Genomic DNA, 24,814 nt, shown 5'->3' on the forward strand with positions numbered 1-24,814 from the left:
GTGGTCGGCCCGGTACTGCGCCGTGTCGTGGCGGTCGTTGTCGGGTTGACGTTCCTGGGCCCGTTCTGGTGGGTGCTGATCACCTCGCTGGCCCGCACCAGCGACGTGTACACGTTCCCGCCGTCGCTGCTGCCGCACTGGCACTGGGCGAACTACGCCCGCGCCTGGGCGGCGGCACCGTGGGTCCGGCTGTTCGGCAACACCGTCCTGATCGCGCTGTGCACGGTGGTCCTCGCCGTGGTCACCTCGGTACTGGCCGGGTACGCGTTCGGGGTGCTGCGGTTCCGCGGCCGCACGGCGCTGTTCACCGTCGTGCTGGCCGTGATGATGGTGCCGCAGACCGTCCTGCTGATCCCGGACTACGTGATCGCGCAGACGATCGACTGGCTGGACACCTACTGGATCCAGATCATCCCGTTCGGCGGCAGCGTGTTCGGCATCTTCCTGGTCCGGCAGTTCTTCGCCGGGCTGCCGGCCGAGCTGTTCGACGCCGCCGAGCTGGACGGCGCCGGGAAGCTCCGCGCGCTGTGGTCGATCGGGGTACCGCTGGTGCGTCCGGCGGTCATCATCGTGGCGCTCAACGTGTTCATGGGCTCGTGGAACGCGTTCGTCTGGCCGTTCATCATGACCTCCTCCACCTCGGTGCAACCGGTCGAGGTCGGCCTGGCCACGTTCTACGGCGCCGAGGGCACCGACTGGACCGGGCTGTCGGCCGCGGTCACCTTCACCACGCTCCCGGTGCTTGCGATCTTCCTTGCGCTGCAACGACACTTCGTCACCGGCGCGTACTCCGCGGCAGGAGGCCTGAAGTGATCGAGGGTATCCTGCTGATCGACCTGGACGGCACGCTCTACACCGGCGACGAGCCGATCCGGTGCTACGCCGCCGAACTGGCCGCGCTGACCGGCAACCCCGCCCTGGTACCCGGGGTCGAGGAGTACCTGGCCGGCACCTCGCCGATCGTCGCCGCCGACGGCTGGGAGGCGGTACGGTCACTCGCCGGTACGGTGCCGCGCCGGCTCGCCGACGCCGCGTTCCTGCGCTCCCGGTACGGGATGGCCGACGGGACCGTGTCGGTCACGGTCTCGGAACCGCTGGTACGGCTGGTGACCGAGCTGCGCGACCGTTGCCTGCCGGTGCTCGCGACCAACAGCCCGGCCGACGGGCTGGCCGCGCTGCTCGACCGGCTCGGGGTGGCGAACCTGTTCGCCGAGGTGGTCTTCAGCGCCCGCAAGCCGGACGGGCTGGTTCCGCTGGCGACCCGGCTGCTGCGCTCGATCGGCGCGGCCGCGCAACCGCACCGGTTGCTCAGCATCGGCGACCACTGGCGCAACGACATCGCCCCCGCGTTGCGGCTCGGTGCGATCGGTGGGTATGTTGACCGGTTCGGCCGGCGGGCCGGGCCGGCGCAGCTCTCCGGGCGAGTCGTGGACGACCTGCTGCCCGGAGTCCGCAGCTGGGCGGCCGATCCGGCCGCGTTCGTCGCGACCCACCAGGTCGGCTGACGACCTTCGTCGGCCGGCGGTGGCGATCGATCCCCAACCAGCAACGGGAGTTGTGCGTGTCCACTGTGGAATTCTTCGGCGGCCTCGGGGTCATCGGATCCAGCAAGATCATGGTTAGCCACGGCGGGCACCGGGTGTTGCTGGACATCGGCCTGGACATCCCGGCCGGCGGCGACCTGTTCCGCGCGCCGGTGACGCCGCGACCGGGCCGGGAGCTCGCCGACCGGCTGCGGGTGGGCGCCGCACCGAGGATTCCCGGGCTGTTCGATCCGGCCCTGCTGCCGGGTTCCGGTGAGCCGGCCGCGCTGGCCGGCGCCGGCGCGGAGGCTGAGTTGGCCGCGCTGGCCGAGCCGGTGGGGGAGACCGCCGTGTTCGTCAGCCACCCGCACCTGGACCACGTCGGCCTGGCCGGATTCGTCCGCCCGGACGTTCCGGTGCACGCGCACCGCGACGCGGTGCGGCTGCTGGCCGCGCTGGCCGACACCGGGGAGGGGCTGCCCGGGCACGAGCCGTCCTGGCGGCCGCTCGACGACGGCGAGATTGTCCACTGTGGAGAGATCAGCGTCGAGTGCGTGCCGGTCGATCACGACGTGCCGGGCGCCAGTGGCTACCTGGTCCGCACCCCCGACGGGGTGCTCGCCTACACCGGCGACATCCGGTTCCACGGCCGCCATCCGGGCCGGTCGGAGGGTTTCGTGGACCGGGCGGCGGGCTGCGACCTGCTGGTCACCGAGGGTACCACGCTCGGCTGGCCGGCGCCGGACGGCCCGCCCCGAAACGAGGACGACGTCACCGACTCGTACCGCACCCTGCTGCGCGAGACCGCCGGGCTGATGCTGCTCGCGCTGTACCCGCGCGACGTCGAGCGGGCCGCCGAGTTCGTCGCCTGCACGGAGACGGCCGGCCGCCGGCTGCTGTGGCCGAGCGGGGTCGCCGCCTTCCTGCGTCGAATGGGGGTCGACGCCGAACCGCTCGACGCGGTACCGCTCGCCGACCTGCACGCCGCGCCCGGCGACTTCGTCGTCGCGCCGGAACCGTACGAGTTCCCGGCGCTGCTGGATCTGCCGCTGTCCGCGGACTCCGCGTACGTGCACGCCAACGGCGAGCCGCTCGGTGCGTTCGACCCCCGCTGGTCGCTGCTCACCGGCTGGCTCGCCACGCTGTCCGTACCGCTGCACACGATCGGCTGTTCCGGCCACGCGTCGCCGGACGACCTGCACCGGATGGTGCAGCGCATCCACCCGACCACGGTCGCGCCGATCCACACCACCGAGCCGACCCGCCTGCACCCCCCGATCGGCACCCACCGCCTCGTGCCCAGCTACGCCACCCGGTACACCATCACCGGTGACCCGCTCTGACCCGTCACCGCCAAGGCCCTACGGACAGCCAGCGCCCTTTGCTCTGCTTCCTCATGGGAAGCGCCCGTGCTTCCTACCCGGAAGCAGAGCAAAGGAGCGCCGGAACGCCCACGCGGGGCGCGAGTCGCCGCTCGCCGGCCGCTGTTGTTGCGCAGCGAGGGTGCCGGGTCGCCGCGACGCCGCGGGTCTGGTGGGGTTCGCGCATCGAAAGAATGCAGGTACGAGGCGGACGAAGCGTCGTCTCGCTCGTCGTGGCGGCGGTCCTGAACGTGCTGACCGCGGCGATGTTGACGGTGCTCATCGCGACCTCCTGGACGAGCTACCGGTCCGAGCGGCTGGCCGAGCGCGGCGGTACGTTCATGGCACCGCGACACGACTTCGCGACGCAGCAGCTCCAGTTCGCGGTTCTCCTGATGCCAACCCTGATCGTGGTGGTGAGCGCGGGTTGTTGGTTGTCGGCGCGGCCCCGGCCGCCGGAAGAGCGATGGGCACTGTTGTCGGTGGCGGCCGTCCTGGCGGCGCTGGGTGGAATCATCGTCGACATCTGTTGGGTCCTCGACCAGGCGCTCTTCGTCCTGTGATCGGATGGCCGGTCAGGCACGGACGACGGTCGCGTTCTCGGCGTCGAGGAGGTCGATCAGGCGGGTGGCGTTGGTCTGGGCATAGTCGCGGTAGCAGTTGTTGAGCAGGACGTAGGTGCGGTCCGAGTCGTCGGCGAGGCGGGCGAGCCGGGGTGCCCACTGCGCGAGTTCGGCGTCGGAGTAGTGGTAGCCGAACTTCTCGTGGATGTCCTTGCTCGTCCACTGTGGACTGTGCCCGTGGAAGCGCATCGCCGAGACCGGGGCGGTGGCGCGCAACACCGGCGGTACCGAGGAGCGGTGGCCCTGTGGCATGTCGACCGCGACGTATGGGATCTCGTTGCGGGACAGCAACTTCAGCGTCTCGTCCGCGTTGTCGCCGTCGAACCAGCTGGCGTTGCGCAGCTCCACCAGAGCCGGGATCGGCGCGCACCGGTGCGCGCACTCCAGGATGAACTGCTTGTTGTCGCTCCGGATGGTGAACCACGGCGGGAACTGGAACAGGATCCCGCCGAGCTTTCCCGCCTGCGCCAGCGGGTCCAGGGCGGAGAAGAACCGGTCCCAGCAGTCCTCCAGCGTCTGCGGTGTCAGGTCCTTCGGGTACACGGTGCGCTTGTCGGTGTCCGGCCGCAGGTCCTTGTAGATTGCCGAGACCCGGGTCGGGTGGCCGGTCAGCAGGCTGAACGCCTTGATCGTGAAGGTGAACCCGTCCGGCGTACGAGACGCCCAGCTGCTCGCGGTGCGCTCGGCCGGCGGCGTGTAGTACGTCGCGTCCACCTCGACCAGCGGGTACTGCCGGGCGTAGTAGCGGAGCCGCCGCTCCGGGTTGTCCGCCGTCGCCGGGTACCAGCCGGAGTCGAGCAGCGTCCGGTCGGTCCAGGACGCGGTACCCACCCGGATCTCCCCCATACCCGACAGTTCACCGCGCCGGCGGCGCGCCGGCAACCGGAACCGGGGTCACGGCCCGGTATCGGACCGGTTGCACCCGGTGTCCCGCGTCGCGTCGCGCCGATACCCTGCCGGCATGCGTCTGTCCAGGGTCCTCGGCGCCGTCGCCGCGCTCGGTCTCGTCGCGGCCGGGCTGGCCGGCTGCGGGTCGGCCACCACCGAGGTACACGCGCCGGAGTTCACCGTGCCCGACCCGCCTCCGCTGACGCAGCAGGGCCGACCGGGCAGTGCCGGTCAGGCGAACACCTTCCTGACCAACTGGATGCACGGGCTGCGCGAGGCCGCCGATCCGGAGGGTCGCGCCGAGCTCGCGGGCAGCTGCCACGACGACCCCGGCCGCCTGCGCCTGATCCGAGCCGCGGCGACGCTGCCGAAGCCGTCCGGTGACGTGTACTACGAGAACTGGTCGGTGGGGTTCACCCAGGCGGTCCAGGCCGATCCGAAGCACTCGGACAGCTGGACGGTGGTGATCCGTCCCACCTGGGTCACCTACGACAAGTTGCTCGACGGCCGGTACGACGGGTGGACCACCCGCACGCCGGTGCGGGTGCGGCTGGCGCTGGTGGGCCAGGACGTGCAGACCGACTGGCGGCTCTGGCTCACCCCGTTGCCCGCCGGTTCGCACGCCGCCGGCGGGGTCCAGCTGTCCCACCCGAAGTACGGCGACATCTGACCCACGCCGCGCCCGGCCCGATCGCGCGCCACCGGTCACGACGCCCCGTTTCCGGCGACCGCGGGTCGCCGCTTCTCGGCGCCGCAGCACAGCCGGTCGGCCAGCCCCGGTGCCGGCTGACCGCGGGTTGCCGCGCCGGCCGCGCCAGCCGTGGCCGCGCCCGGCGCCGACCGGCTGGCCGCCCGCTGGGCGCCGCGTCCCGGCGCCGGGACGCTCCGGCCCGCTGGCTACCCTCGGACCATGGAAAACACGCCGCGTCCGGTGCTGGTCGTCGACTTCGGGGCGCAGTACGCGCAGTTGATCGCGCGCCGGGTGCGCGAGCTCCAGCTGTACTCCGAGATCGTGCCGCATTCGGCGTCGGTGTCCGAACTGCTCGCCCGCGACCCGGTCGCGATCATCCTGTCCGGCGGCCCGGCCAGCGTGTACGCGGCGGACGCGCCCGGCGTCGACCCGGCCCTGTTCGGTACCGACGTGCCGGTGTTCGGCATCTGCTACGGCTTCCAGGCGATGGCCCGGGCGCTCGGCGGCACGGTGGCGCAGACCGGCCGGCGCGAGTTCGGCGGTACCCCGCTGCTGGTGGACGCGCCGGGCGCGGTGCTGGCCGACCTGCCGGCGGAGCAGTCGGTGTGGATGAGCCACAACGACGCGGTGACGGCCGCGCCGGACGGCTTCGCGGTGACCGCGCGCTCGGCCGGCGCACCGGTCGCGGCGTTCGAGGACACCGCCCGGCGGCTGGCCGGCGTCCAGTTCCACCCGGAGGTGGCGCACACCCCGCACGGGCAGGACGTGCTGCGTCGGTTCCTGTACGACGTGGCCGGGTTGACCCCGAACTGGACCACCGGTTCGGTCATCGACGACCAGGTGGCCGCGATCCGGGCCCAGGTGGGCGACGCGGCGGTGCTCTGCGCGCTGTCCGGCGGGGTCGACTCGGCGGTCGCCGCGGCGCTCGTCCACGAGGCCGTCGGTGACCAGCTGACCTGCGTGTTCGTCGACCACGGGCTGCTGCGTGCGGGCGAGGCAGAGCAGGTCGAGCGCGACTACGTGGCGGCCACCGGGATCAAGCTGAAGGTGGTCGACGCGGCGGAGACGTTCCTGTCCCAGCTCGCCGGCGTCACCGACCCGGAGCAGAAGCGCAAGATCATCGGCCGCGAGTTCATCCGTACCTTCGAGGCCGCCGCGCGGGAGGTCGCCGCGGTAGAGGGCGTGCAGTTCCTGGTGCAGGGCACGCTCTACCCGGACGTGGTGGAGTCCGGTGGCGGCACCGGCACCGCCAACATCAAGTCACACCACAACGTCGGCGGGTTGCCGGACGACCTGGCGTTCACCCTGGTCGAACCGCTGCGCACGCTGTTCAAGGACGAGGTGCGCGCGATCGGCGCCGAGCTGGGGCTGCCCACCGAGATGGTGCAGCGGCACCCGTTCCCGGGGCCGGGCCTGGCGATCCGGATCATCGGCGCGGTGACGCCGGAGCGGCTGACCATGCTGCGCGCCGCCGACCTGATCGCCCGCGAGGAGCTGACCGCCGCCGGCCTGGACGGAGCGATCTGGCAGTTCCCGGTGGTACTGCTGGCCGACGTGCGGTCCGTCGGGGTGCAGGGCGATGGCCGCACGTACGGGCACCCGGTGGTGCTGCGGCCGGTGGTCAGCGAGGACGCGATGACCGCCGACTGGGCCAAGCTGCCCTACGACGTGCTCGCCCGCATCTCCACCCGGATCACCAACGAGGTGCCGGAGGTCAACCGGGTCACGCTGGACATCACCAGCAAGCCGCCGGGCACCATCGAGTGGGAGTGACGACCGGGGGCCGCGTCCGGCCCCCGGTCCCGGGGTGGGGTGTGAACGCCTGTCGTCAGTCCTCCGGGATGAACAGCGCCGCCGCCAGGTAGGCGATGACCAGCGTGCCGCCGGTGAACAGCGAGCCGAGTACCACGGCGATGCGCACCAGCGTCGGGTCGACGTCGAAGTACTCGCCGAGGCCACCGCAGACGCCGACCACCTTCCGGTCGGTCCGGCTGCGCAGCAGTCGCCGATAGGTCGTGTTGGTCTGTGTCGCCATCGAAGCCGCCTCCCGGCTGTCGTCGGTTCCCACCCTGGTGCGGTAGGAACTGGGTATGCCTCCACGGTGCGGCACCGATCGCCCGAGCGGCATCGGGTGCGTTCCCTGGTCGCACCCTGACCCGCGACCCTGACCCGGTGCGGGTCCACCCATCCGAGACGGAGGCAGCGTGCAGACTCGGCGGATCGGCGCGTACGGAGTGCTCACCGACGACGCGGGCCGGGTGTTGTTGACCCGTTCGTCCGCGCTGTCCGACGTCGCCGGCACCTGGTACCTGCCCGGCGGCGGCGTCGAGCACGGCGAGGCGCCGGCCGACACGGTGGTACGCGAGGTCGCCGAGGAGACGGGGCTGCGGGTCGCGGTGACCGGGGTGCGCGACGTGGTCTCGGACGTGCTCGCGATCCCGGCGCGCGGCCAGCGGCTGCACACCGACCGGGTGCTGTACGACCTGCGGCTGCTCGGCGGCGAGCTGCGCGCCGAGGTGTCCGGCAGCACCGACCTGGTGCGCTGGGTGGCGCCGGAGGAGCTGCCCGGGTTGCGGCTGATGCCGTTCGTGGCGGCGGCGCTCGGGCAGCCGGTGCGGGCCCCGTGGGTACGGCCGGACCTGCCGCCGGCGGAGCCCGCGCCCGAGCCGTCGCCGGACGGGGCGCCGCGCGGCCAGCGGTTCGCCGCGTACGCGGTGGCCACCGACCCGGCCGGCCGGCTGCTGCTGACCCGCATCTCGCCCGGGTACCCGGGCGCCGGGCGCTGGCACCTGCCCGGTGGCGGCGTGGATCACGGTGAGCAGCCCGGCCAGGGCCTGCTGCGCGAACTGCGCGAGGAGACCGATCAGCTCGGCGTGCTGGGGGAGGTGATCGACGTGTCCAGCCACCGCGATCCGGCCGCGCTCGGGCCGGAGGGGTATCCCCTGGACTGGCACGCGGTGCGCGTACTGTATCGGGTTCAGGTGCCGGAGCCGACCCGACCCAGGGTGATGGACCCGGACAACTCGACCGATGCGGCCGAGTGGTTCAGTCCGACACGGATCGCCGACCACGCGATCACCGATGTCGTACAACGGGCACTCGACGCACTCTCGTCGTCGCGCTGAGCATCACCCAGCGTATTTCTCATCCGCAGGCATATGCAGTGGTTCGTCACGCTGTCGGCTAGAGTGACCGATCACTGGCATCGCCAAGGCATGTACTCATATGCCATGGTGTAGGACGCGCGCCGGTCGGCCGCCGACGAGGCGGGACCAGCCGATCCGGCGAGGAGGAGACTGCGTGCCGACAAGTCCTTGGCGCCGCCGTCGTGTGACGGACAGTCCACGACCCGGCGGTCGCCGTATCAGCCGAGGTCTGCGCCGCGGCGGGTCGCTGGCCCGCCGGGTGCTCGTCGGGCAGCGCTCGTACGAGCCGACCGCCACCATCCGGCGGCCGGACGACGCGCCCCGCGACGGGCAGCACCGCACCATCGGCACCATCGTGCCGCCGCGCCCCGAACCGGCCGCGCTGGCGCTCCCGTCCGTACCGGCCGAACCGGCCCTCGGCGCGCCAGGGCCGCGGGTGCCCCGACTGCTGCCGGGGGAGCACACCTTGCGGCGCCGGATCGGCTTCCTGCTCGCCAACGGCTGCACCGTGGCGAGCCTGCTGCTCGGCGTCACCTCGATCTTCCTGGCGATCGCCGGCGACCTGCGGATCGGCGCGCTGTGCCTGGTCGGCTGCGTCGTCTTCGACGGCCTGGACGGCGGTGTCGCCCGCGCGTTCGGCGTGTCCAGCCCGTTCGGCGCACAGATGGACTCGATGGCCGACATGTGCTCGTTCGGTATCGCCGCGCCGGTGCTGGTGTTCCGCTGGCTGTCCAGCGACACCCCGCTGTACGTGCTGGGACCGGCCTGCGCGCTGATCGCGGTGTGCGCCGCGATCCGGCTCGCCCGGTTCAACGTGTCGCCGAAGGACGGGCACTACTTCTCCGGCATCCCGACCACGATCGTCGCCTGCATCCTGGCGCTCGGCTGCCTGCTGCACCCGGACCACGGCGCGCCGATCGTGGTCAGCATCGCGGTGCTCGCGCTGCTGATGGTCACCACCTTCCCGTACGCGAAGCTGGCCCAGCTGCGGCGGCTGCCGCTGTGGCTGGCCATCGTGCCGATCGCCGGTGCGCTGCTCGACCTGAGCACCACGTTTCTCGCCCTGGTGGCGATCTACCTGCTGTCCGGGCCCGCCATCTGGCTGTTCCGGCGCCGCCGCACCGCCACCCCCGCCTGACCCCCGCAGCGCCCGGCGTGGGGTCGACCCCGGCGCCGGGCCGCTCACCCGCACCAGCCGCCCGGCCCGCCGGGCTCAGACGGCGACCAGCCCCGACTGGTACGCGAAGACGACCAGTTGCGCGCGGTCCCGGGCGCCGAGCTTGGTCATCGCCCGGCTGACGTGCGTCTTCGCCGTCGCCGGGCTGATCACCATCCGGGCGGCGATCTCGTCGTTGCTCAACCCGTACGCCACCAGAGCGACCACCTCGCGCTCCCGGTTGGTCAGGACCGTCAGCCCTTCCGCGGGCAGCGCGTCGGCCGGCCGGGAGACGAACTCGGCGATCAACCGGCGGGTGATCGCTGGCGACAGCAGCGCGTCACCGCGGGCCGCGACCCGTACCGCGCTGAGCAGTTCGGCCGGCTCGGTGTCCTTGAGCAGGAACCCGCTCGCGCCCGCGCGCAGCGCGGTGAACACGTACTCGTCCAGGCCGTAGTTGGTCAGGATCACCACGTGCACGCCGGCGAGCCGCGGGTCGGCGACGATCCGGCGGGTCGCCTCGATCCCGTCCAGTACCGGCATCTGCACGTCCACCAGCGCCACGTCCGGGACGTGCTCGGCGGCCAGCGCGACGCCCTCGCTGCCGTTCGCCGCCTCCGCCACCACCTCGAGGTCGTCCTCGGCGGACAGCAGCGCCCGCAGCCCGCCGCGGATCAGCGCCTGATCGTCCACCAGCAGTACCCGGATCACGCCTGCTCCTGGAGCGGGAGCTCGGCGTGGACCAGGAACCCGCCGTCTGGACGGGGCGCGGCCGACAGGGTGCCGCCCAGCGCCGTGACCCGTTCGCGCATGCCGAGCAGCCCGATGCCCGGTCGCGGTGGCGCGTCCGGGGTGGCACAGCCGTCGTCGGACACCTCGACGACCAGGCTGTCCGGCAGCCGCCGGATCGCCACGGTCGCCGCCGACGCCCGCGCGTGCCGGCCGGTGTTGGTCAGCGCCTCCTGCACGATCCGGTACGCGGCGCGGTCCACCGCGACCGGCACCCGGCCCGCCGTGGCGTCCCGGTGCAGGGTGACCGGCAACCCGGCCGCCACCGTCCGGCCCACCAGGTCGGGCAGCGCGTCGACGCCGTTCCCCGGCTCCGCCGCGTCGGTACGCAGCGCGCCGAGCGTGGCCCGCAGCTCCCGGTTGGCGTCCCGGCCGGCGTCCTGGATCGCGGTCAGCGCCTCCGGTACCGGCTCGCCGCGCTTGTTGGCCAGGTGCACCGCGACGCCCGCCTGCATGGCGATCACCGAGATGCTGTGGGTCAGCGAGTCGTGCAGTTCGCGCGCGATGCGCAGCCGTTCCTCCACCGCGCGCCGGTGCGCCGTCTCCTCCCGGGTACGTTCCGCGTCGGCCGCCCGCTCCTCCAGCTGGCGTACGTTCGCCGCGAACTGGCGCCGCGCGGCGCCCATCGCGGTCGCCGCGACGATCCAGCCGAGCAGCAGGAACGCGGTCTGGGACGCCTGCCGTACGGACTGGCCGGCGAGCACCCAGAGCACCGCGCTGGACGCCAGCGCGGCGAGCGGCACCAACGCGATCCAGCGCCCACCGGCCCGTACCGCGGAGAACAACGCGACGAGCAGCGGCAGCGCGATGCCGTACCCGGGATAGTCGAAGTCGAAGTAGACCGCGATGCAGACGGTGGTCAGCACGACGACGGTGCGGGGCAGCCGCCGCCGGGCCAGCAGGCTGACCGCCGCGACGACCGGCAGCGCGTAACCCAGCGCGTCCAGCCCGGTGCGGCCGGGCGGCGCGATCAGCGCGGCCACCGTCGCCACCGCCGCGACCACGACCACCAGCGCGATCTCCTGGCCGCGCCGGCCGCCGGCACCCGTGGGACCCATGCCCGAACGGTAACCGAGCGTCCGGCCGGGCACGTCCTCCGGCAAGCCGAGAGACCGGCTACTCCCGGTGTGGTAGTCGGCTCCGGATGCTGCCGCCGGCCGCGCAGCGGCGGGTGTCATCCCCCGTCCGACGACAGCGGGCATCGCCGTGACCAGCATCGATGGCATGAACACGACACCGATACAGACCTCCGCCGGGAGGGGCCGGGCACGCGCACCGGGCCGCCCGCGTACCACCGCGAAGGACCGGCTGTTCCACCTCTCGACCTCGTTGCACCGGCGGATCTTCCGGGCCACGAAGGGTCGGGTCCTCGGCCGTGCGATGGGCATGCCGGTCGCCGAACTCGTCACCGTCGGCCGCCGTACCGGCCGGGAACGCGCCACGATGCTGGCCGTCCCGGTCCTGGAGGCGGACCGGCTGGTGCTCGTCGCCTCGTTCGGCGGCGACGACCGCCACCCGGCCTGGTTCCTGAACCTTCGCGCCAACCCCTCGGTGCGGGTCACCGTCGCCGGCTCGACCCGGCGGCCGACGGCGCGGGTCGCGACCGGCGCGGAACGCGCCGCGCTGTGGTCACGCATCGTCGAGCGCTACGCCGGCTACGCGCGCTACCAGCAGCGCACCGAACGGGAACTTCCGATCGTCGTCCTGGAAGGCGGGAGGCAGCAGCGATGATGAGTCTGGACGGGGAGATCGTCGGCCCGGGCGACCCGGCGTACGAGGAGGTGCGGCGCACGTTCGTGCACCGCGGCCGGCCGGCGCTGATCGTCCGGTGCCGCAGCGCGGCCGACGTCGCGGCGGCACTCGACCATGCCCGTACCCACGGGCTCGCGGTGGCGGTGCGCGGTGGCGGCCACCACGCGGCCGGGTTCGGTACCAACGACGGCGGGCTGGTCGTCGACCTGTCCGGGCTGGACGCGGTCGAGCTGCTCGACCGCGACCGCCGGCTGGTCCGCATCGGCGGCGGCGCCACCTGGGGCCCGGTCTCCAAGGCCCTCGCCGGGTACGGGCTCGCGCTCAGCTCCGGTGACACCGCCGACGTGGGTGTGGGCGGGCTGCTGCTCGGCGGCGGGATCGGCTGGCTGGTCCGGCGGTACGGGCTGGCGGTGGACGCGGTCGTCGCCGCCGAGGTGGTCACCGCGGACGGCTCGATCGTGCGGGCCAGCGCCACCGAGCGGCCGGACCTGTTCTGGGCGCTGCGGGGCGGCGGCGGCAACTTCGGCGTGGTCACCGCGTTCGAGCTCGTCGCGCAGCCGGTCACCGACGTGGTGTTCGGCGCCGTGCAGCACGCCGCGGCCGACGCCGGCGCGGTGCTGCGGCAGTGGAGCCGGCACGCGGCGGACGCGCCGGAGGAGCTGACCACCGCGGTCAACCTGCTGCCCGGCGGTGGGCCCGTGACGGTACAGGCCTGCCACGCCGGCGGTGACCTCGCCGCGGCGCGCTCGGCGTTGCGGCCGCTGCTCGGGCAGCACCGCAGCTGTCCGACGACCTGCGGACCGTCCCGTACCCGGAGATCCTGGCCGACATGCCCGGACTGCCGCCGGGCTTCCGGTTCGTGCTGCGCAGCGCGTTCGTGCGGCGGATCACGCCGGAGCTGGTCGACGAGCTCGTCGCCGCGACGGCGACGGCGGCCGTGAACGTCCGCGCCCTCGGCGGCGCGGTGGCCCGGGTGCCCGCGGACGCGACGGCGTTCGCGTACCGGGACAGTGCGGCGCTGGTGACCCTCGCGCTGATGGGCGAGGAGGCGATGGTCGAGCGGGCCACGCCGCGGCTGGTCGAGACGTGGCAGCGGATCGCCCCGTTCACCACCGGTGCCTACTCGAACTTCGGCACCGCCGACCATCCGACCGACGCCGCCTCGATCTACCCGGCGTCCACGCACCAGCGGCTGGCGGAGGTCAAGCGCAGCTACGACCCGGACAACGTGTTCCGGCACAACTACAACATCGCGCCGGCGGCCTGACCGGTAGCGGCCGCTGGCCACCCTGCCGGCGTGTACGACGGTGCGCGGCAGGGCGGCGGGCGGCTGGGGCTGTCCGCCGGCCTGTCACCGACACCGATGCGCTGGTGGTGCAGGAGGACCCGGCGGGGGGTGTGGGGCGGCGCCGTGCTCGCCGGGGCCGGCGCCGTGATCCTCGCCGTCACCGCCTGGCGCCGGCGCACCGCCTACCGACCCGCACTCTCAGCGAGCCCGATCCACCCACGAGCAAGCGCTTGCCCGCCGCGCCGCCCCGATCAACCACGGCGGAGGGCGCGCGGTGCCGGCTGGTTCGGCTGCCAGCGCGCGATGACGGTGGCGCCACCGGCCACCTTGTCGCCCGGCGCCACGACGGCCTCGGCGGCACCCGCCGGCAGGTACACGTCGGTGCGCGAACCGAACCGGATCAGGCCGAACCGCTCGCCCCGGGCCAGGAGCCCGCCGACCGGCACCCGGTGCACGATCCGGCGGGCGACCAGCCCGGTCCGTTGCGCCACGACGACCGGCCCGTGCGGCGTCTCCAGCACCGTGTACGCGGCCACGTTGTGCTCGGCCGCCGCCTTCATCGCCGGTGCGTACCCGCCGGTCTCCCGGAACACCTCGATCACCCGGCCGGCCACCGGCGCCCGGTTGACGTGCACGTCGAGCACCGACAGGAAGACCGCGATGCGCAGCCAGTCGCCGTCGCCGACGCCGAACTTGTCGTCGTGCAACTGCTCGATGCCGAGCACGGTGCCGTCGCTCGCCGCGACGACCGCGTCCGGGTCGGTCGGGGTGGTCCGCTGCGGGTCGCGGAAGAACGCCGCCGCCGGCACCGCCGCCAGCGCCGGAACCAGCCACAGCTTCGAGGACGGCCGCGCCCGCTTGGCGAGCAGCGCCAGCCCGAGGCAGGCGACCCCGGCGGCGACGCCGTTCGAGTCCAGGTGCATCCCGCCGGTCAGCGGTACGCTGCTGGGCCGCGTCACCGGTGCCAGCCGCTCGGCGAGCGCCGGTTCGGCCGGGGTGAACCGCAGCCGGTGCACCCGCAGCGCCGGCCGGTGCCGCAGCAGCAGATCGGAGCCGACACCGTGCCGGTCGGTCAGATCGGCCAGCTCGGCCGCGGCCGGATCGGTCATCCGGGCTGCCGTGGCCACGACCAGGACACCGCCCGGCGCCACCAGCTCGCGCAGCTCGGCGAGCAGCTCGGCGGCCGCCGCGGCCAGCCCGGCCAGCGGCTGGGCCACGATCACCACGTCGCACGGCTTCGCGTCGGCCAGCGAGTCGACGACCTCGACCCGGTCCGGCCGGGTCGAGGCGAGCTCGGCGACCTGCGCCGGCGCCTCGATGCTGCCCGCGTCGGCGAGCACGACCAGGCGGTCCTCGGTGGTGGCGGCGTCGAGCGCGCCGGCCAGCACCGGCGAGTCGGCCGGCACCCCGACCAGCAGCGCCGACTTCGGCCCCGGATGGCGGGTCAGCTCGGACAGCAGCGCGCGGGCCAGCCGCGCGCTCGGCCGGGTGGTACGCAGCGGCAGCACGTCACGGCTCGCGCCGGTGCGGCTCGTGGTCATGGTGACGGGTGCTCCGTCCTGATCGGCGGGCTGACGACGCCACCGTACCCGTGCGGCGCGCCACGGCCCGCGGTCAGGTCTTGCTCCGGCCCACCCGGACCGCGGCGAACAGCCCGACCGCGCCGATCACGATCAACGACAGGGCGAGCAGCCAGCCGAACGGCAGCTCGATCGAGGAGACCTCGGCCACCAGCCACCAGCCACCCGCGCCGAGAAAGATCAGCCCGAACACCAGCGACAGCACGTCGGTCGGATGCGGAGCCAGCCCACGCCGTCGCTCGGTCTCGTCCTCGCGCTGGTTCACCGGGTCACCTCCACGTCGCCGGCGTTGTTCTTGATCTGCAGTTCCAGGGTGCCGCCGCCGGGCCCGTCCGGGCCGAGATCGGTGCGTTCCTGGGACTTGTTGTGCGGAGCTTCCACCCGCTGACCGAACAGGGTCGCATCGCCCAGACCGGGCTCGAGCGTCACCGTGACGTCCACGTTCGGCGGGAGCAGGACCTTCACGTCGCCGACCGAGTTGTGCACGCTGACCGCCTCGTGCTGGCCGGTGAAGTCCACATTGGACAGATCGAGGGTCGAGTCGCCGACCGAGCCGTTGTACTCCGGGCGCAGCGACCCCACGTCCCGGGGTACCCAGACGTGGTCGCCGGGGGCGAACTCCCGGGAGCGCGACGGGGCGTCCCACTGCGCGTTCTCGGAGAACCAGGCGACCGGCAGGGCGAGCGCGAACACGCAGCCCAGGATGATCAACCAGCGGGCCCGGCCGCGCCAGGCGCCGAACACCAGGCCGCCGCCGAGCACCACCAGCCCGAGGGCGAAGAACGCCGACACGGGTACGTGCAGGCCGGCCGCGGCGAGCACCGCGAGCGCGCCGATCGCCAGGCACAGCAGGAAGAACGTCAGCCGGCCCAGGATCGACTTCTGCTTCGGCGGCTTCGGCGGCTTCGCCCGGTACTGCGGTGGCGGGGGCGGCGGGAGCATTCCGCCGATCGGTACCTCGCCGGCGCCGAGCGGGCTCGCGGTACCCGGGCCGTACGGGCCGTGCGGCGCGAACGGTGCGCGGTAGCCGGGCTGCTGCGCCGCCGTCGGCGGCACCGTGTAACTGGGCGCCGTCGGGGCGGGTGTCACCCGGTACCCGGCCGCCGGCGCGGCGCCGGCGGCCGCCATGGTCGGATCCGGCGCCGGTCGACCCGCGCCGCCCGGCGCCGCGGCACCGGGCGGCGCGGCACCGGGCATGCTGTCGGTACCGGGCGGGGCCGCGGCGCCGTCGGTGGATCGGGTCTGGTTGCGACGGGTCAGCACCACGGCGACGACCAGCGCCACACCCATCACCAGCACCATGGCCCGGAAGCCGCTGTTGAACACGAAGAACACCAGCCCGATGCCGGCCACCCCGAGCAACACGGTGACCGCCGGGGAGGTCGCGGAGCGACCCCGCCCGACGAGCGACTCGACCGGGGCTGCCTGGTCGTCGTCGCGCGGCATGCACAGCCAGCCCACCACGTAGGCGAGCAGGCCGACCCCGCCGAAGAACACCAGCACGGTGAGGACGACGCGCCACAGCACCGGGTCGGTGCCGGTGGCCCGGCCCAGCCCCGCGCAGACGCCGGCCACCTTCTTGCCCTGTACCGGCCGGATCAGCTGGTGTCGCCGGGCGAAACCGGTGATCGGCGGCGGTTCGTCCGCCCAGCCGGCACCGGACCCGCCGGGCGGCGGCGGTGGCGGCGTACCGCCACCGAACTGGCCGGCCGGTGGTGCGTCGGCGCCGAAGTTGCCGGCCGGTGGTGCGTCCGAGCCCAGGTTGGTGGTGGGCGACTCGTCCGCGGCGGCGAAGCTCGGTGCCTCGCCGCCGGCCTGGTAGCCGGGTGGGACGTCGTCCTCCGGCTCGGCCGGGCCCGCCGATCCGGCCGCTGGCGGCTCGGTCACGTCCGCCGGCCCGGCAGCGAGCGGTTCGGTCAGCTCGGCCGGTTCGGCTGGTAGCGGCTCGGTCGCGGCCGCCGGCCCGGTCTGCTCGGTTGCGGCGGCAGGCCGCTCGGCGGCCGCCGGATCGGTGCCGGCCGGCGGGGTCGGGCCGCCGGTGGGTGTGATCGGCTCGCGACCGTCGCTCGGCTCGGTCTCGCGGCTCATCGACGCCCCTCCTGCTCCGGGACGCATCGCCCCGTAGAGACGCTGTTGTGGGACCTCATGCCTCGATCGTGCCCGCTGCCGGCCGGCCGGGCATCGGGGCCACGACCCTGAGTCGACCCTGACCCTGGGCGGCCCGAAGGTCCGGGGTCGATCCGGTGGCCAGGGTGTTTCCCGCGTGTGAGGATCGATACGAGTGACACGATCGCCGCGCCAGCGTGAGGAGCCGGACATCAGCCACCCGACGGGACCCGAACCCGCCGATCCGCGGCGGCAGGGTGAGCAGCCGACGGCGCCCGCCGCCGGCGGTGACCGGCTGAAGCCGTATCCGCCGCACTGGGCGGCACAGCACCAACCGCAACCGGTGTCGCCGGGAATGGTCGGTTCCGGTACCGGTCGTCCGCCGTGGTGGGGTCGGGGCGGGCCATCCGGCCCGCCCCGACCGGTTGCGTCCGGACGGTGGCAAACCCCACCGGCCCAGGCCCAGCCGACCCAGCCGGCGCCGGTCCCGCCTCAGGCCCAGGGCCAGCGGGGGTGGCACGCGGGCGAACCGACGCGGCAGCAACCGGCGGGCCAGCCCGCCGGCATGCCGGCCACGGGGCAGAACCGGCGACCACCGATCGCGCTGCGCCCACCGGCGCCGGCTCCGGTGCCGCCCGGCCCGAGGCTCTACCGGTCGACGAACGGTCGCGCGCTGGCCGGTGTCGCCGCCGGCATCGCCCAGCATCTCCGGGTACCGGTGCTCGCGGTGCGGATCGCGTTCGTGGTCCTGCTCGTCGCGTACGGCCTGGGCGCCATTCTCTACGCCGCGTTCTGGGCGGTGCTGCCGGTCGACCGCAGTACCCCACCGAGCCGCCGCGACGTCGGCCAGTTGTCGGCGTTGGCGGCGCTGAGCATCGGCCTGGTCACCCTGCTCGGGATGGCCGGCTGGGGCGGTACGGCGTTCCTGATCGGGCTGCTCGCCGCGGTCGTCGCGGTCGGTGTCGGGGTGATCTGGCACCAGGCCGATCCGGACCGGCGCCGCCGGATGGAGGACGCCGGTGTCCCGGACGTGTCGAAGGTGCCGGTGCTCGGTGCGCTGAGCGGTGCGCTGGGCGACCGGCGGTCGATGATCCTGCGGTTCGGCGGCGGTGCGCTGCTGGTCGCGGTCGGCATCATCGGGCTGGTCGTGGTCACCTCGGCGCTGGCCGGCGCCCAGATCAGCTGGACCGCGCTGCTCAACGGCCTGCTGTTCGCGCTGCTCGCGGTGCTCGGCATCACGGTGGTGTTCGGGCCGGTGCTGTGGCGCTCGGTCGGCGCGCTGCGCACCGAGCGGGAGGCCCGGATCCGGGAGACGGAGCGGGCCGAGATCGCCGCGATGGTGCACGACCAGGTGTTGCACACGCTCGCGCTGATCCAGCGCAACTCCGGTGACGCGCGGGAGGTGGCGCGGCTGGCCCGGGGGCAGGAACGCAGCCTGCGCAACTGGCTGTACAAGCCGACCGCGTCGCCGGCGGAGAAGCTGTCCGCAGCGCTGGAGGAGGCCTCGGCCGAGGTCGAGGACACGTACGCGATCAGCGTCGACACGGTCGTCGTCGGTGACGTGGACGTCGACTCGGACGTGGCGGCGCTCGCCGCGGCCGCCCGCGAGGCGATGGTGAACGCCGGCAAGCACGCCGGCGTCGACACCATCTCGCTGTATGCGGAGGTCGAGCCCGAGCAGGTCAGCGTGTTCGTCCGGGATCGGGGTGCCGGCTTCGAGCTGGCCGCGGTGCGGGATGATCGGCACGGGGTGCAGGGCTCCATCATCGGCCGGATGCAGCGGCACGGCGGCCGGGCGGAGATCCGCAGCACTCCGGGCGAGGGCACCGAGGTCCGGCTGTACCTGCCGCGCCGGTCCGACGAGGGCACGAACAAGGAGAGCGGACATGACTGACGAGAGCCGCCCGCTGCGGGTGTTCCTGGTCGACGACCACGCCATGTTCCGCGCCGGGGTCCGGGCCGAACTCGGTACCCGGGTGTCCGTGGTGGGCGAGGCGGCGACCGTCGCCGAGGCGATCTCGTCGATCGCCGCGCACGAGCCGGACGTGGTGCTGCTCGACGTGCACATGCCCGACGGCGGCGGCCGAGCCGTGCTGGAGGCGATGCGCAAGACGCACCCGCAGGTCAAGTTCCTGGCGCTGTCGGTGTCCGACGCGGCGGAGGACGTGATCGGGCTGATCCGGGCGGGCGCCCGCGGGTACGTCACGAAGACCATCTCGGCCGAGGAGCTCGCCGCCGCGATCCGCCGGGTCGCCGAGGGCGACGCGGTGTTCAGCCCGCGGCTGGCCGGTTTCGTCCTGGACGCCTTCGCGGCCCGGCCGGACCAGCCGGTCAGCGACCCGGAGCTGGACCAGCTGACGAACCGGGAGCGCGAGGTGCTGCGGCTGCTCGCCCGCGGCTACGCGTACAAGGAGATCGCGAAGGAGCTGTACATCTCGATCAAGACGGTCGAGACGCACGTCTCCAACGTCCTGCGCAAGCTGCAGATGTCCAACCGGTACGAGCTGTCCCGCTGGGCCGCCGACCGTCGCCTGGTGTGACACCGGCCCGGTCCTATCCAACGGCGTCGATACCTCGGATGAATTGATCCGATTCCCGCCATTGCTGTGCTCGGCTTGCTTCGCCGTTTCCTGCTTTCGTCCGCATCCATTCTTCGCTTTCCGCAATGGACGATCGGTACGTTGCCGGGGGATGGTGACCATCCGTGTGATTGTTCGTGCCGCTGCGCAACGTCATATCGTGTGTGGTGGTTGCTGATGATCGCTGTGAACTAGCTCCCCTACGTTGGGTCTTGTTCCAAACACGGGATTCGCGTAGTGTCTGGCTCGTTTTCCCCTTTTTTCCAGCAGAGCTGGTTGCCTCTGCGCGATTGGACCTCGTGCCGGGGCGGCCAAGATCCTCAACATGACATCCCGTGCCCGGCTGGCCGATCGGCGCAGCCGGGCAGTCCATCCCTCAAGCGCAGAGGAAGGCAATCAGTGTTCCCAGGAAAGAGCCGGCGTCGAGGCTTCGGCCTGCGCGCCGCGGTCGTGCTCGCCGCGACGGGCGCCCTCGTCTTCGGTGGCGCCGCTGCCGCTTCCGCCCAGGGCAACGACGGTGCGCAGAAGGACTCGGTCAAGCCGAACTCCGCTCTCCCACCGGGCGGTGCGAAGATCGGCACCCAGGGCAGCGGGGTCTCGGTGGAGACCAACAAGGGCAAGGCGCCGATCGTCGAGATCACGCTGACCTTCGCCGACGGGACCGTGAAGCACGCCTACTGCATCGATTACAAGCACGAGGCCGGTCGCAAGGGCACGCAGTACGACGCCGGTGCGTGGAACGCGTCGAACGTCAACAACCTGCCGAAGATCCAGTGGATCCTCACCAACAGCTTCCCGAACCAGACCGCGTCCTCGGTGCTGAAGGCTGCCGGTGTGACCGACATCGACGGGCTGCACAACAAGGAGCTGGACACCTACGCCGGTACCCAGACCGCGATCTGGCACTACAGCGACGGTGTGGAGCTGAAGGGCCCGGGCAGCCTGACGGGCGCCGACTACCAGGCGGCCGTGAAGGTGCACGACTACCTGATCGAGAAGGCGAAGGACGGCGCCGAGCCGCCGGCGCCGAGCGTGTCGATCTCCCCGGACCAGGCCTCCGGTCACGTCGGTGACAAGGCCGGCCCGTTCACCGTCAAGGCCACCGGCGTCAAGGACGTCTCGGTGACCGCCGACAACGGCCAGGTCGTGGACGCCGACGGCAAGCCGGTGACCTCGCTGAGCAACGGCGGCAAGTTCTGGGTGAAGACCGACTCCGAGGGCACCGTCTCGGTGGCCGCGACCGGGAGCGGCACGCTGCCGAGCGGCTCGGTGTTCATGGTCAAGGGCCACGAGAACAAGTACCAGAAGCTGATCCTGGCCGACACCGCCACCCAGAAGGTGGGTGCGAAGGTGACCGTGACCGTCACCGCGCAGCCGTCGGCCAGCCCGACCACGGCGGCGCCGTCCGCCTCGCCGTCGGAGACCAGCGCCGCGCCGGCCTCGCCGAGCGCGTCCGGTACCGCCGGTGGCGGCCTGCCGGTGACCGGTACCTCGCTGCCGATCATCATCGGTGTCGCGCTGGTGCTGCTGGTCGGTGGTGGCGCGGCCGTGTTCATGGCCCGCCGTCGTCGCCTGACGCACTGAGCTGACTGACCGAAACACGGCGCCCCGGGCAACCCGCCCGGGGCGCCGTTCTGTGTGGTCTGAACGTGCTGTGTGGGGACGTGAGCGAGCCGGGATCCAGGCGCCGGCTGGCAAGGCGGAGGAGGGTCCGTGTGCGAACGCACTCGGGCCCGACGACAACGCCGCCAGCAGGTGTCTGGGCCCGGCGCAGCGCCCCTTCCTACTTGGCGATGCGGAAGGCCTCGGCGATGCGGCCGGGGGACATGCCGGCCCGCTCGGCCTGGGCACCGAACCGTTCCCGCAGGCCACCGACGATCGCGTCCGGGTCGGGCAGCTGGCTGGCGTGCGAGCGCAGCGCCGCGATCTTGCGATCGAAGGTGTCGGTGATGTCGACGAAGTGGTCCGGCTCGGGCACGCCGGAGTACCAGACCTCCGGCACCGTCCAGGCGGCCAGACCCTCCTCGGCGAGCAGTTCCGGATGCGCGAACGGGTTCCGCGCGTCCGGGTACACCGCGTAGGTGGTGGCCTGGCCGACCGCCTGGTGGTCCGGGTGGCTCGGGCCGCCGAGCATCGACCAGCTGCGCACCGGGGAGTTGGTGAGGACCCGGTCGGGCCGGAACCGGCGGATCTGCCGGGTGATGTCGCGCCGCAGCTGATGGGTCACGTACACCGCGCCGTCCGGGTAGCCGTCGAGGAAGTGCACCTCGTGCACGCCGACGGCGGCGGCCGCCGCCTTCTGCTCGGCCTCCCGGATCTTCGGCATCTCGGCCCGCGGGGTGTCGTCGAAGCCGCCCGCGTCACCGCGGGTGACCAGCACGTACGCCACCTCGATGCCGGCGTCGGTCCACGCCGCGACGGTGCCTGCGGCGCCGAAGTCGATGTCGTCGGGGTGCGCGAACACCGCGAGCACCCGCCTGACCCCGTCGTCGCCGGTCGGCCGGCCGTCTCGTTCGCTCTCCGCACGATCGTCCTGTTCGCTCACCGCACGATCGTAGAAGGTGGCGCCGGCACGAGGCGGCACCGACGTCAGGGGGTCTCGGTACCGCCGAGCGGGCCGCGGCCGGCGCGCAGGATCAGCAACGCCACCTGGGTGCCGTCCGGGCCCATGCCCTCCCGGTACCGCTCCATGATCACGCGCTCCCGGGACAGCACCAGCCGGGTACCGCCGGATGCGATGCGGGTGGCGCCGACCTCCCGCGAGGCAGCGGCGCGTTCCTGCCACAGGGCGATGATCTGGCCGTCTATCTCGTCGATGCGTCGTCGCAGAGTCGAGATCCGGTCGCTCGCCGCGGGCTGGTCGGTACCGGTCTCGGGGCTGTCGGTTGCTGGGCTCATCTGCCGTGCTCCTTCGTCGGAAGCCCGATGAGGCGCGACGGCACGATGCCCGTGATTCTGACGCTCGCTCATCGGATGCTCCTGGTCGTCGGCCCGGCACCCCGCCCCGGCAGACGAAACGCCCCGGGCTCGGGGAGCCCGGGGCGTTCGTATCGGTCTGCGGTGTGTTCAGGCGCGACCTACGGCTGCCGGGACTCCGGTGCCATAGCCATAAAATCGCGCGTCGAACAGCACGCTGCGACTATACACGGCGCCGAGAGCGGGTTGCCGCCCTCGGCGCCGGACCAGCGAGCTCGGTGCCTGGGTCAGAACTGCACCGACCAGGAGTCGAGCGTGCCGGTGTCGCCGGAGTACACGTCGGTCACCTTCAGCTTCCAGGTGCCGTTGCGGGTCTCGTCGGAGGCGTTCACCGTGTAGGTCGCGTCCACGTCGGCCGCGCTGTCGTACGGGTTGGCGTTCTTCAGCCGGGCCGTGTCGCCCTTCGGCGAGATCAGGTCGATCTGCAGGTCACCGCGGTACGAGTGGCTGATGTGCACGGTGATCGTGGTCTGCGCGGTGGCGTTGCCGGCGCAGTCCGCCACGGCGATCGAACCGGTCACCGAGCCGGCGTCCGGGATGTCCTGCGGCGCGGCGCTGGTGACCGTGTCGCAGTCGTCCCCGCCGCCGGGCGGCGGCGTCGTCGGGTCGGTCGGGTCCGGCGTGCCGTCGCAGGGCGCGTCGTTGCCGGTCACGCTGACGGCGGACCACGCCGACTGGGTCGCCTGGTACTCGGCGCTGCACTGGCCGTACAGGTCGGTCGCGGCCTTCAGGGTGTCCTGGCGGGCCTGCGCGTAGGTCTCGGTGGAGACCATGTAGGCGTCCAGGGCGTGGTACCAGATGTTCGCGGCCTTGTCCCGCCCGATGCCGGTGACGGTCGAGTTGTTGCAGGTCGGGCTGTTGCCGTACTGGGTGTCTCCGCTGCCCTCGGCGAGCAGGAAGAACAGGTGGTTGCCGACACCCGACGAGTAGTGCGGGTCGGACTGCGGTACGGCCGAGGACCAGCAGTCGTAGGACGCACCGTCCAGCGACGGGTGGTACATGTACCGCAGCGGGGTCCCGTCACCGTTGATGTCGATCTTCTCGCCGATGTCGTAGTCGCCCGGGTCCTCGCTGTTGTTGGCGTAGAACTCGACCATGGTGCCGAAGATGTCGCTGTTGGCCTCGTTGATGCCGCCGACGTCGCCGGAGTAGCCCAGGTCGGCCAGCGCCTCGGACACGCCGTGGGACATCTCGTGGCCGGCGACGTCGATCTCGACGAGCGGGGCGTTGTTGCCCTCGCCGTCGCCGTACGTCATCTGCTGGCCGTCCCAGAAGGCGTTGACGTAGTTGTCGCCGTAGTGCACCCGGGACGGCACACCCTTGCCGTCGCCGAAGATGCCGTTGCGGCCCTGCTTCTCCTTGTAGTAGTCGAACGTCATCGCGGCGCCGTACGCCACGTCGACGCCGGCGGTGGCGCGGTCGGAGTTGCTGCCGTTGCCCCACTTGTTGTCCGAGTCGGTCAGCGTGGTGCAGGTGCCGCTCTCGGTGTTGTTCAGGTCGCAGGTGTAGCCGTTGCCGTGCGACGGGTCGACCATCTCGTAGCCGCTGCCGGACTGGGTGGTGTCCAGGTCGACGGTGCCGACGAACAGGCCCTGCCCGGTACCGGCGACGTTCTCGACCTCGTCCCAGGAGCGGATGGTCCTGCCGGTGTCGGCGTCGACCAGCACGTGCGCCTTGCTCGGGGTCTGCCCGTCGGCCTGGTAGCCGGTCACCACGGTCTCGTACGCGAGAACCGGCGTACCGGCGGTCGCGTCCACCACGAGCTTCGGGTCGCCGACCGCGGTGACCTTGCCCTGGTGGTCGGCCCGGGAGGTCTTCGCGGCCGCGGCCGCACCGACCTTCGCGCTGGTGTCGACGTCGATGGTGTGGTGCTGCGCCACGGTCACCCCGGCGTACGAGCCGCCCGGCGCGTTGTGCACGACGAAGTCACCGCCGTAGACGGGCATCCCGTGGTACGTGCGGGTGTAGCGGACGTGGGTCGCGCCGCTCGGGTCGGTGACGACCCGGCGGACCTTGAAGTTGTCGGAGCTGGACGCGTGGATCGCGCTGCGGTGTGCGGTCAGCGCGCTGTTGGCCGTACTGATGGCCTGCGCCCGGCTGGGGATCACCGGTCCTGCTTGTGCAGACGCGGCCAACCCGGCGCCGATGCCTCCGGCGACGAGTACCGCGGCGCCCGCGGCGGCGAGGGTCTTTCTCACCCTGAGCCTCCCAGACTTTGAGGGGTACGTGACTGTTGTCACGGAAGGCGGGTATAACAGGGCTTTTGCACCGGCGTAAAGGCACTCTTAACTGGCTTTTAAGATTGATGACGATAATTAGGTAGAATTACCCACAATCGCCACTGAACCGACCGGTC

The 24,814-nt window shown here is 72.6% G+C and carries 24 protein-coding genes; 14 read left to right on the forward strand and 10 right to left on the reverse strand.

Features of this window, described 5'->3' with window-relative positions; translation table 11 throughout:
• Positions 1-27: 27 nt before the first annotated feature.
• The 4 genes from Asera_RS11010 to Asera_RS11025 all read left to right on the forward strand — a co-directional run bounded on the left by Asera_RS11010 (position 28) and on the right by Asera_RS11025 (position 3,447).
• Positions 28-813, forward strand: coding sequence for a carbohydrate ABC transporter permease (locus tag Asera_RS11010; RefSeq protein ID WP_211255777.1), 786 nt, complete (start codon positions 28-30; stop codon positions 811-813).
• On the forward strand, positions 810-1,505 hold the full coding sequence (locus Asera_RS11015; RefSeq protein ID WP_030449282.1) for an HAD family hydrolase: 696 nt from the start codon (positions 810-812) through the stop codon (positions 1,503-1,505). Before Asera_RS11010 ends, Asera_RS11015 begins: the two co-directional genes overlap by 4 nt.
• Positions 1,506-1,561: 56 nt before the next feature.
• Positions 1,562-2,866, forward strand: coding sequence for an MBL fold metallo-hydrolase (locus tag Asera_RS11020; RefSeq protein ID WP_157035145.1), 1,305 nt, complete (start codon positions 1,562-1,564; stop codon positions 2,864-2,866).
• Between the two features lie 212 nt (positions 2,867-3,078).
• A complete protein-coding gene (locus Asera_RS11025) occupies positions 3,079-3,447 on the forward strand; it encodes a hypothetical protein (protein ID WP_030449284.1) in 369 nt (122 codons plus the stop codon).
• Between the two features lie 12 nt (positions 3,448-3,459).
• Here the strand turns inward: Asera_RS11025 and Asera_RS11030 are convergent, their stop codons facing one another.
• Entirely contained in the window at positions 3,460-4,353 is an 894-nt protein-coding gene (locus Asera_RS11030) for a DUF72 domain-containing protein (RefSeq protein WP_030449285.1), read from the reverse strand.
• A gap of 115 nt (positions 4,354-4,468) precedes the next feature.
• On the opposite strand from Asera_RS11030, the gene Asera_RS11035 reads away from it, so the two are divergent.
• Both Asera_RS11035 and guaA read left to right on the forward strand, forming a co-directional pair.
• Positions 4,469-5,065: a hypothetical protein gene (locus tag Asera_RS11035; RefSeq protein ID WP_030449286.1), complete on the forward strand. Its 597-nt coding sequence runs from the start codon at positions 4,469-4,471 to the stop codon at positions 5,063-5,065.
• Between the two features lie 240 nt (positions 5,066-5,305).
• Positions 5,306-6,859, forward strand: coding sequence for a glutamine-hydrolyzing GMP synthase (gene guaA / locus Asera_RS11040; protein ID WP_030449287.1), 1,554 nt, complete (start codon positions 5,306-5,308; stop codon positions 6,857-6,859).
• Positions 6,860-6,914: 55 nt separating this feature from the next.
• Here the strand turns inward: guaA and Asera_RS11045 are convergent, their stop codons facing one another.
• Positions 6,915-7,121, reverse strand: a complete 207-nt coding sequence (locus Asera_RS11045; RefSeq protein WP_030449288.1) for a PspC domain-containing protein — start codon at positions 7,119-7,121, stop codon at positions 6,915-6,917.
• A 169-nt stretch (positions 7,122-7,290) separates the two neighbouring features.
• Between Asera_RS11045 and Asera_RS11050 the strand changes: the two genes are divergently transcribed.
• Together Asera_RS11050 and Asera_RS11055 are read left to right on the forward strand one after the other, a co-directional pair.
• Positions 7,291-8,211, forward strand: a complete 921-nt coding sequence (locus tag Asera_RS11050; RefSeq protein WP_244843833.1) for an NUDIX hydrolase — start codon at positions 7,291-7,293, stop codon at positions 8,209-8,211.
• A gap of 250 nt (positions 8,212-8,461) precedes the next feature.
• A complete protein-coding gene (locus Asera_RS11055; protein WP_084132722.1) occupies positions 8,462-9,370 on the forward strand; it encodes a CDP-alcohol phosphatidyltransferase family protein in 909 nt (302 codons plus the stop codon).
• A 75-nt stretch (positions 9,371-9,445) separates the two neighbouring features.
• On the opposite strand, the gene Asera_RS11060 is transcribed toward Asera_RS11055, so the two are convergent.
• The gene (locus tag Asera_RS11060; protein WP_030449291.1) at positions 9,446-10,099 is read right to left on the reverse strand and encodes a response regulator; all 654 of its coding nucleotides are present in this window, start codon (positions 10,097-10,099) and stop codon (positions 9,446-9,448) included.
• On the reverse strand, positions 10,096-11,235 hold the full coding sequence (locus Asera_RS11065; protein WP_030449292.1) for a sensor histidine kinase: 1,140 nt from the start codon (positions 11,233-11,235) through the stop codon (positions 10,096-10,098). Before Asera_RS11065 ends, Asera_RS11060 begins: the two co-directional genes overlap by 4 nt.
• Before the next feature lie 166 nt (positions 11,236-11,401).
• Here Asera_RS11065 and Asera_RS11070 point away from each other — a divergent pair, with 166 nt between their 5' ends.
• The 3 genes from Asera_RS11070 to Asera_RS11080 are packed head-to-tail and all read left to right on the forward strand — an operon-like array spanning position 11,402 to position 13,196.
• Positions 11,402-11,908, forward strand: coding sequence for a nitroreductase/quinone reductase family protein (locus Asera_RS11070; RefSeq protein WP_084132707.1), 507 nt, complete (start codon positions 11,402-11,404; stop codon positions 11,906-11,908).
• A complete protein-coding gene (locus Asera_RS11075; protein WP_212804552.1) occupies positions 11,905-12,870 on the forward strand; it encodes an FAD-binding oxidoreductase in 966 nt (321 codons plus the stop codon). Before Asera_RS11070 ends, Asera_RS11075 begins: the two co-directional genes overlap by 4 nt.
• Positions 12,759-13,196 carry a BBE domain-containing protein gene (locus Asera_RS11080; protein ID WP_212804555.1) on the forward strand — a complete coding sequence of 146 codons (438 nt, stop codon included), beginning with the start codon at positions 12,759-12,761 and terminating at the stop codon, positions 13,194-13,196. Before Asera_RS11075 ends, Asera_RS11080 begins: the two co-directional genes overlap by 112 nt.
• A gap of 272 nt (positions 13,197-13,468) precedes the next feature.
• On the opposite strand, the gene Asera_RS11085 is transcribed toward Asera_RS11080, so the two are convergent.
• The 3 genes from Asera_RS11085 to Asera_RS11095 form a co-directional block, all read right to left on the reverse strand.
• On the reverse strand, positions 13,469-14,758 hold the full coding sequence (locus tag Asera_RS11085; RefSeq protein WP_084132710.1) for a phosphatidylserine decarboxylase: 1,290 nt from the start codon (positions 14,756-14,758) through the stop codon (positions 13,469-13,471).
• 73 nt (positions 14,759-14,831) lie between these two features.
• On the reverse strand, positions 14,832-15,062 hold the full coding sequence (locus tag Asera_RS11090) for a hypothetical protein (protein WP_084132712.1): 231 nt from the start codon (positions 15,060-15,062) through the stop codon (positions 14,832-14,834).
• Positions 15,059-16,885, reverse strand: coding sequence for a PspC domain-containing protein (locus Asera_RS11095; protein WP_051802952.1), 1,827 nt, complete (start codon positions 16,883-16,885; stop codon positions 15,059-15,061). The genes Asera_RS11090 and Asera_RS11095 overlap by 4 nt, the downstream gene beginning before the upstream one ends.
• 583 nt (positions 16,886-17,468) lie before the next feature.
• On the opposite strand from Asera_RS11095, the gene Asera_RS11100 reads away from it, so the two are divergent.
• From Asera_RS11100 to Asera_RS11110, 3 genes are all read left to right on the forward strand, one after another.
• Positions 17,469-18,797: an ATP-binding protein gene (locus Asera_RS11100; RefSeq protein ID WP_084132714.1), complete on the forward strand. Its 1,329-nt coding sequence runs from the start codon at positions 17,469-17,471 to the stop codon at positions 18,795-18,797.
• Complete coding sequence (locus tag Asera_RS11105) at positions 18,790-19,443, forward strand: response regulator (RefSeq protein ID WP_030449298.1); 654 nt, start codon at positions 18,790-18,792, stop codon at positions 19,441-19,443. The genes Asera_RS11100 and Asera_RS11105 overlap by 8 nt, the downstream gene beginning before the upstream one ends.
• Before the next feature lie 438 nt (positions 19,444-19,881).
• Entirely contained in the window at positions 19,882-21,066 is a 1,185-nt protein-coding gene (locus Asera_RS11110; protein WP_169745911.1) for a thioester domain-containing protein, read from the forward strand.
• Positions 21,067-21,265: 199 nt separating this feature from the next.
• Here the strand turns inward: Asera_RS11110 and Asera_RS11115 are convergent, their stop codons facing one another.
• The 3 genes from Asera_RS11115 to Asera_RS11125 all read right to left on the reverse strand — a co-directional run bounded on the left by Asera_RS11115 (position 21,266) and on the right by Asera_RS11125 (position 24,656).
• Positions 21,266-22,027: a PIG-L deacetylase family protein gene (locus tag Asera_RS11115; protein WP_051802967.1), complete on the reverse strand. Its 762-nt coding sequence runs from the start codon at positions 22,025-22,027 to the stop codon at positions 21,266-21,268.
• A 44-nt stretch (positions 22,028-22,071) separates the two neighbouring features.
• Positions 22,072-22,380, reverse strand: coding sequence for a chorismate mutase (locus tag Asera_RS11120; protein WP_030449301.1), 309 nt, complete (start codon positions 22,378-22,380; stop codon positions 22,072-22,074).
• Positions 22,381-22,685: 305 nt separating this feature from the next.
• Positions 22,686-24,656: a M4 family metallopeptidase gene (locus tag Asera_RS11125; RefSeq protein WP_030449302.1), complete on the reverse strand. Its 1,971-nt coding sequence runs from the start codon at positions 24,654-24,656 to the stop codon at positions 22,686-22,688.
• Positions 24,657-24,814: the final 158 nt, after the last annotated feature.

The organism is Actinocatenispora sera (assembly GCF_018324685.1).
GTDB lineage: Bacteria > Actinomycetota > Actinomycetes > Mycobacteriales > Micromonosporaceae > Actinocatenispora > Actinocatenispora sera.

Coding starts and splice junctions, on each gene's coding strand:
- Asera_RS11025 (WP_030449284.1), top strand. CDS start 3,079: ATGCAGGTACGAGGCGGACGAAGCGTCGTCTCGCTCGTCGTGGCGGCG.
- Asera_RS11030 (WP_030449285.1), bottom strand. CDS start 4,353: ATGGGGGAGATCCGGGTGGGTACCGCGTCCTGGACCGACCGGACGCTG.
- Asera_RS11035 (WP_030449286.1), top strand. CDS start 4,469: ATGCGTCTGTCCAGGGTCCTCGGCGCCGTCGCCGCGCTCGGTCTCGTC.
- guaA (WP_030449287.1), top strand. CDS start 5,306: ATGGAAAACACGCCGCGTCCGGTGCTGGTCGTCGACTTCGGGGCGCAG.
- Asera_RS11045 (WP_030449288.1), bottom strand. CDS start 7,121: ATGGCGACACAGACCAACACGACCTATCGGCGACTGCTGCGCAGCCGG.
- Asera_RS11065 (WP_030449292.1), bottom strand. CDS start 11,235: ATGGGTCCCACGGGTGCCGGCGGCCGGCGCGGCCAGGAGATCGCGCTG.
- Asera_RS11070 (WP_084132707.1), top strand. CDS start 11,402: ATGAACACGACACCGATACAGACCTCCGCCGGGAGGGGCCGGGCACGC.
- Asera_RS11075 (WP_212804552.1), top strand. CDS start 11,905: ATGATGAGTCTGGACGGGGAGATCGTCGGCCCGGGCGACCCGGCGTAC.
- Asera_RS11080 (WP_212804555.1), top strand. CDS start 12,759: ATGCCCGGACTGCCGCCGGGCTTCCGGTTCGTGCTGCGCAGCGCGTTC.
- Asera_RS11085 (WP_084132710.1), bottom strand. CDS start 14,758: ATGACCACGAGCCGCACCGGCGCGAGCCGTGACGTGCTGCCGCTGCGT.
- Asera_RS11095 (WP_051802952.1), bottom strand. CDS start 16,885: ATGAGCCGCGAGACCGAGCCGAGCGACGGTCGCGAGCCGATCACACCC.
- Asera_RS11100 (WP_084132714.1), top strand. CDS start 17,469: ATGCCGGCCACGGGGCAGAACCGGCGACCACCGATCGCGCTGCGCCCA.
- Asera_RS11105 (WP_030449298.1), top strand. CDS start 18,790: ATGACTGACGAGAGCCGCCCGCTGCGGGTGTTCCTGGTCGACGACCAC.
- Asera_RS11120 (WP_030449301.1), bottom strand. CDS start 22,380: ATGAGCCCAGCAACCGACAGCCCCGAGACCGGTACCGACCAGCCCGCG.